Source organism: Streptomyces boncukensis (assembly GCF_011045075.1).
GTDB classification, from domain to species: Bacteria; Actinomycetota; Actinomycetes; order Streptomycetales; family Streptomycetaceae; genus Streptomyces; species Streptomyces boncukensis.
In genome coordinates this window covers 1-6,324 of record NZ_JAAKZZ010000441.1, presented here as the reverse complement: position 1 = coordinate 6,324, position 6,324 = coordinate 1, and the positions used below count along the sequence as shown (strand labels likewise).

Below are 6,324 nucleotides of genomic sequence, written 5' to 3'. Positions count from 1 at the left end.
GGGCGAGGGCGCCGGGCGGGGCGAACTCGCCCGCGCCGTACGCGCCGTAGGGGTCCAGGCCGACGTCCTCGGCGGGCGGCCCCTGCGCCGCCAGTTCGGCGACCGCGGCGCGGTCCGCCGCCGTGGGCGGCGGCAGCAGGTCGAGCAGCGCGGCCAGCAGGTGCCGGTAGGGGGAGCCGGTGTCGGTCAGCGCCCGGTGGATCAGCTGGAGGCCGCGCCGGTGCTGGCGCAGCGGGGCCTCTCCGGCGCCGGGCCCGGCCAGGGCAGCGAACTCCAGGACGACCGGGAGGTGGTCGGGCAGTTCGCCGCTGCCGGCCTCCCAGCCGGCGGCCCGGTAGCGCCGGGCCAGGGTGAGCAGGGCCGTGCCCCGGCGGCGGGTGTCGCCGTGCAGGTAGTAGGTGAGGTAGAGGCTGCTCTTGCGGCGCAGGTCGAACGTCTCGACGTAGTGCCGCTCCAGCTCTTGGCGGCCGCGGCCGGAGAACCAGGCGGTGAAGGCGGTCATGGGCCCGTCCCCGGACGGGTCGAGGGCCGCGGCGGTGGCCTGGAGCGCCGGCCGGGCCGCGGCCAGCTCGGCGTCCGGGTACTGCAGCAGCAGGGACAGCAGCCGCAGCCGCAGCGCCCGGTCGCGGGCCTCCTGGGGCGTACGGGGTCCGGTGCGGCGGCCGGCGGCGCGGACCCGGGTGCGGAACGGGCCGGGCAGCGGGCTCACGCGGCGCCTCCGGAGGGGCCGCGGCGGCGCGCGCGGGGCATGCCGAGCAGGACCGGCCCGCCCCCGCTCCCGCCGCCGTCCGGCCCGTCCCCGGTCCCGACGGGGCACCGGGCGTCCGGTGCCGTGCGCGCGGCGGCGTCCTCCCGGTGCGCGGCGGGGACCACATAGCGGTCCTGGTACTTGGCGACGGCCAGCAGCCGGTGCAGGTCCTCGGCCTCCCGGGGCGTGAGCCCGGCGGCCTTGAGCGCGGCCTCGCCGCCGCCGTCCCCGCCGCCGTCGCCGCCGTCGCCGCCGTCCCCGGCGCCGCCGAGGGTGCGTTCGCGCATATACGAGCGGAGCGCGGTCAGTTTCATCAGCGTCCCGGCGACCACGTCGGCGTCCCCGGCGGTGAACAGGCTGGCCAGATAGTCGAGGGGGATGCGCAGCCGGGTCACGGCGGCGAAGACGTGGTCGGGGTCGTCCGCGTCGCCGCCCGCCTCGTCCACGGCGTCCAGCACCGGGGAGAGCGGCGGGACATACCAGACCATGGGCAGCGTGCGGTACTCCGGGTGCAGCGGCAGCGCCACCCGGTAGGTGGAGATCAGGGCGTGCACCGGGGAGCGGCGGGCGGCGTCCAGCCAGTCCTCGGGGATGCCGGAGGCGCGCGCGGCGGCGAGCACGTCCGGGTCGTGCGGGTCGAGGAAGACGCCGCGCTGGGCGTCCAGCAGGTCCCGCTCGTCCGGGGTGGCGGCGGCCGCGCCGACCCGGTCGGCGTCGTACAGCACGACGCCCAGATAGCGGAGCCGTCCCACGCAGGTCTCGGCGCAGACGGTGGGCTGTCCGGCCTCCAGGCGCGGGAAGCAGAAGGTGCACTTCTCGGCCTTGCCGGTGGCGTGGTTGACGTACACCTTCTTGTACGGGCACGCCGACACGCACACCCGCCAGCCCCGGCAGCGGTCCTGGTCGACGAGGACGACGCCGTCCTCGGCCCGCTTGTACATCGCGCCGGAGGGGCACGCGGAGACGCAGGCCGGGTTGAGGCAGTGCTCGCACAGCCGGGGCAGATGGAACATGAACGTCTGCTCGAACGCGAAGCGCACCCGCTCCGCCCAGGCGCCGGAGAGGTTGGGGTCGCCGCCCGCGTGCTCGGGGGCGCCGCCGAGGCCGTCCTCCCAGTTGGCGCCCCAGGTGATGGCGGTGGGCTGCCCGGTGAGCGCCGAGCGCGGCCGGGCCACCGGGATGTCGGTGCCGGCGGGGGCGCTGACCAGCGTGTCGTAGTCGTACGTCACGGGCTCGTAGTAGTCGCCGAGGGACGGCAGGTCCGGGTTGGCGAACAGGGACAGCAGCCGCCGGACCCGGCCGCCGGAGCGCAGCACCAGCCGGCCGCGCCGGTCCAGCCGCCAGCCGCCCTTCCACTGCTCCTGGTCCTCGTAGCGGCGCGGATAGCCCACGCCGGGCTTGGTCTCGACGTTGTTGAACCAGGCGTACTCGACTCCGGTGCGGTTGGTCCACGTCTGCTTGCAGGTGACCGAGCAGGTGTGGCATCCGATGCACTTGTCGAGGTTCATCACCATGGCGATCTGGGCCAGCGGCCGCATCTCAGTACTCCACTCGCTGGCTGCGCCGGCGGATCACGGTGACCTCGTCGCGCTGGTTTCCTGTGGGGCCGTAGTAGTTGAAGGCGTAGGTGAACTGGGCGTAGCCGCCCGCGAGGTGGGTGGGCTTGAGCAGCAGCCGGGTGAGGGAGTTGTGTATGCCGCCCCGCGCGCCGCTGACCTCCGTCTTCGGCACGTTCACCGTGCGGTCCTTGGCGTGGTACATGTACACGGTGCCCTCGGGCATCCGGTGGGTGACCACGGCGCGGGCCGCGACCACGCCGTTGCGGTTGTACGCCTCGATCCACTCGTTGTCCCTGACGCCGATCCGCTCCGCGTCCGCGGTGGACATCCAGATGACCGGCCCGCCGCGGGACAGCGCCAGCATGTGGGCGTTGTCCTGGTACTCGGAGTGCACCGACCACTTGGAGTGCGGGGTGAGGTAGCGGACCGTCACCTCGGCGGCGCCGTCGCCCTGCTGCTCGTCGCCGTAGTGGCGCCGGGCGTCCAGCGGCGGCCGGTACACCGGAAGCTGCTCGCCCAGCTCCGCCAGCCAGGCGTGGTCGACGAAGAAGTGCTGGCGGCCGGTGAGGGTGTGCCAGGGCTTGCGGTGCTCGGTGTTGATGACGAACGGCGAGTAGCGGCGTCCGCCGGTCTCGCTGCCCGACCACTCGTAGGAGGTGAGCACGGCGCGCGGCTGCACCCGGGTGTCGGCGAAGGTGATCCGCTCCGCCTCCCGTTCGGCGGACAGGTGCGCCAGCCCGGTGCCGGTGCGCTCCTCCAGCGCCCGGAACCCCTCGGTGGCCAACCGCCCGTTGGTGGTGCCGGACAGGGCGAGGATGGCCTCGCACATGTCGGAGGCGGTGGCCAGCGTGGGCCGCCCGGCGGCCACCCCGTCGCGCACGGTGCCGCAGCGGCGGCGCAGGTCCTCCAGTTCCTCGGCGGGGTGGACGGTGACGCCCTTGGTGGTGGTGCCCAGGGTGTCCAGCAGCGGGCCGACGGCGCGCATCTTCTGCGCGACGGCCGGGTAGTCGCGCTCGACGGTGACGAGCTTGGGCATGGTGCGGCCGGGTACGGGCTCGCACTCCCCCGCCCTCCAGTCCAGCACGGCGCCGCCGGGCTGGGCCAGCTCGTCAGGGGTATCGTGCTGGAGGGGCACGGCCAGGACGTCGGTGCGGGTGCCGAGCCGCCCGGCGGCCAGTTCGCTGAACCGGTCGGCGAGGGCGAGGAAGGTGTCGTAGTCGGTGCGGGCCTGCCAGGGCGGGGAGATGGCCGGGGTGAAGGCGTGCACGAAGGGGTGCATGTCCGTGCTGGACAGGTCGTCCTTCTCGTACCAGGTGGCGGCGGGCAGCACGACGTCGGCGAGCAGCCCTGTGGAGGTCATCCGGAAGTCCATGGTGACCAGCAGGTCCAGCTTGCCCTCCGGTGCCTCCTCGTGCCACGTCACGTCCCGGGGGCGGGCCCCCGGCGGGGTCTCGGCGCTGCGCTGGGCGCTGTCGGTGCCGAGCAGATGGCGCAGGAAGTACTCGTTGCCCTTGCCGGACGAGCCCAGCAGGTTGGCCCGCCAGACGGTGAGGACGCGGGGGAAGTTGGCCGGGTCGTCGGGGTCCTCGGCGGCGAACCGCAGGCGACCCGAGGCCAGTTCGTCCACGATGTGGTCGGCGGCCGGGCGCCCTGCGGCCGCGGCCTCGTCGGCGAGGTCGAGCGGGTTGCGGTCGAACGCCGGGTGTCCCGGGGTCCAGCCGAGCCGGACCGCCTGCGCGAGGCAGTCGGCGAACGCCTTGCCCCGCAGGTGGCCGGCGCCCAGCGGGGAGGCCAGCTCGTCCGCGCCGAACGCCTCGTACCGCCACTGGTCGGTGGCCAGATACCAGTAGGAGGTGCCGGCCATGTGCCGGGTGGGGCGCTGCCAGTCGAAGGCGAAGGCCAGGTGCTGCAGCCCGGTGACGGGGCGGACCTTCTCCTGGCCGACGTAGTGCGCCCAGCCGCCGCCGTTGACGCCCTGGCAGCCGGTCAGTGTGGTGAGCGCGAGGAAGGCGCGGTAGATGGTGTCGGAGTGGAACCAGTGGTTGGTGCCCGCGCCCATCGCGATCAGCGAGCGGCCCCGGGTGCGCTCGGCGTTGCGGGCGAACTCGCGGGCGATCCGGGTGGCCTGCCCGGCCGGGACGGAGGTCACCGTCTCCTGCCAGGCCGGGGTGTACGGCGCGTCCGCGTCGTCGTACGAGGCGGGCCAGTTGCCCGGCAGCCCGGGGCGCCCCACGCCGTACTGCGCGAGCATCAGGTCGAAGACGGTGGTGACGAGCCGCCCGCCGACCGTCCGCACGGGCACTCCGCGCACCAGGAACGAGCCGCCCTCGGTGCCGCCCTGGTCGAACCGGGGCAGCGCGACGGCCACGGTCTCCTCGGCCCGCTCCAGCAGGCTCAGCTCGGGCTCGACGCCGTCCAGGTCCAGGTTCCAGCGGCCGGCCCCGGCCTCGCCCCACCGGAAGCCGAGCGAGCCGCCGGGGACCACGGGCTCGCCGGTGGCCGCGTCCAGCAGGACGGTCTTGAACGCGGCGTGCTCCCCGTCCACGCCGCCGTCCGCCCCGGCGTCCGCGCCGCCGTCCGCCCCGCCGTCCGCCCCGGCGTCCGCTTCCGGGGCGCGGTCGGCCGCGAGGTCGGCGGCGGTCAGGAACCGGTCGGGGACCAGGCCCTCGCCCTGCTCGCGGAGGGTGACCAGGAACGGGGCGTCGGTGTAGGTCCGCAGGTAGTCGCGGGAGTAGGGCACCTCGCGGTCGACGAGGAACTCCCGCAAGATCACCTGGCCCATGGCCATCGCCAGCGCCCCGTCCGTGCCCGGGTGCGGCGCCAGCCACTCGTCCGCGTGCTTGACGTTGTCGGCGTAGTCGGGGCTGACGGCGACGACCTTGGTGCCGTTGTAGCGGGCCTCGGTGAGGAAGTGCGCGTCGGGCGTGCGGGTGACGGGGATGTTGGAGCCCCACATCACCACATAGCCCGCGTTCCACCAGTCGGCGGCCTCGGGGACGTCGGTCTGGTCGCCGAAGACCTGCGGGGAGGCCACCGGCAGGTCGGCGTACCAGTCGTAGAAGGACAGCAGGGTGCCGCCGATCAGCGACATGAACCGGGCGCCGGAGGCGAAGGACGCCATCGACATCGCCGGGATCGGGGAGAAGCCCGCCACCCGGTCCGGCCCGTACTCCGCGACGGTGTGCACATGGGCCGCGGCGACCAGCTCCAGGACCTCGTCCCAGTCGGCGCGCACCAGGCCGCCCTTGCCCCGGGCCCGCTTGTAGGCGCGCGCGGTGGCGGGGTCCCCGGTGATCTCGGCCCAGGCGGCGACCGGGTCGCCGAGCCGCCGCCGCGCGGCGCGCCACGGCTCCAGCAGCGCGCCGCGCACATACGGGTAGCGGACCCGGCTGGGCGAGTAGGTGTACCAGGAGAACGACGCGCCCCTCGGGCAGCCGCGCGGCTCGTACTCCGGGCAGTCGGCGCCGATCGAGGGGTAGTCGGTGGCCTGGTGCTCCCAGGTGATGATCCCGTCCTTGACGTACACCATCCACGAGCAGGAGCCGGTGCAGTTCACGCCGTGCGTGGAGCGCACCACCCGGTCGTGCGACCAGCGGTCCCGGTAGAAGCGCTCCCAGCGCGGGTCGCCCTCCGTGAACACGGCGCGGCCGTCGGCCGTGACCTCCCGGCGGGTCAGCAGGCGCCGCGCGGACAGCGGCCAGCCCGGCGGTCCGGCGGCCGGGTCCTGGCGCGAGTTCTCGTCGTTCTCCATGTCCGGGAACGCTAGGCAGCGCCGGGCGCATGCTCCCGGGGCCGAGCGGGCTCCGCACGGCCACCACCCGGCCCGCCCGTCCCCGGGCGGAGAGGGCCGTTCGGCCCCGGGGCTCCGGGCCGCCCGGCCGAGGTGTGCCGGGCACCGGTCGCAGCAAGCTGGGTGCGACCGAACCGGAGGTATCAGGTGTACGACCGCAACGGGCGCCCGCCCGGCCCACTCCCCCGTCACGGCCCACGGCGGGCGCGATGTGCGGTCCTGCGGTC

3 protein-coding genes are annotated in these 6,324 nt (G+C 74.9%); all 3 read right to left on the bottom strand.

Translation table 11 applies throughout. The features are described 5' to 3' along the window. Window positions 1–709 (bottom strand): nitrate reductase molybdenum cofactor assembly chaperone (gene narJ, locus G5C65_RS29100; protein ID WP_165302027.1); only part of this gene is annotated, 709 nt, incomplete at its 3' end. Continuing rightward, entirely contained in the window at window positions 706–2,286 is a 1,581-nt protein-coding gene (narH, locus tag G5C65_RS29095) for a nitrate reductase subunit beta (RefSeq protein WP_165302026.1), read from the bottom strand. The genes narH and narJ, both read right to left, overlap by 4 nt. Before the next feature lies 1 nt (window position 2,287). Then, a complete protein-coding gene (locus G5C65_RS29090) occupies window positions 2,288–6,058 on the bottom strand; it encodes a nitrate reductase subunit alpha (protein WP_165302025.1) in 3,771 nt (1,256 codons plus the stop codon). Window positions 6,059–6,324: the final 266 nt, after the last annotated feature.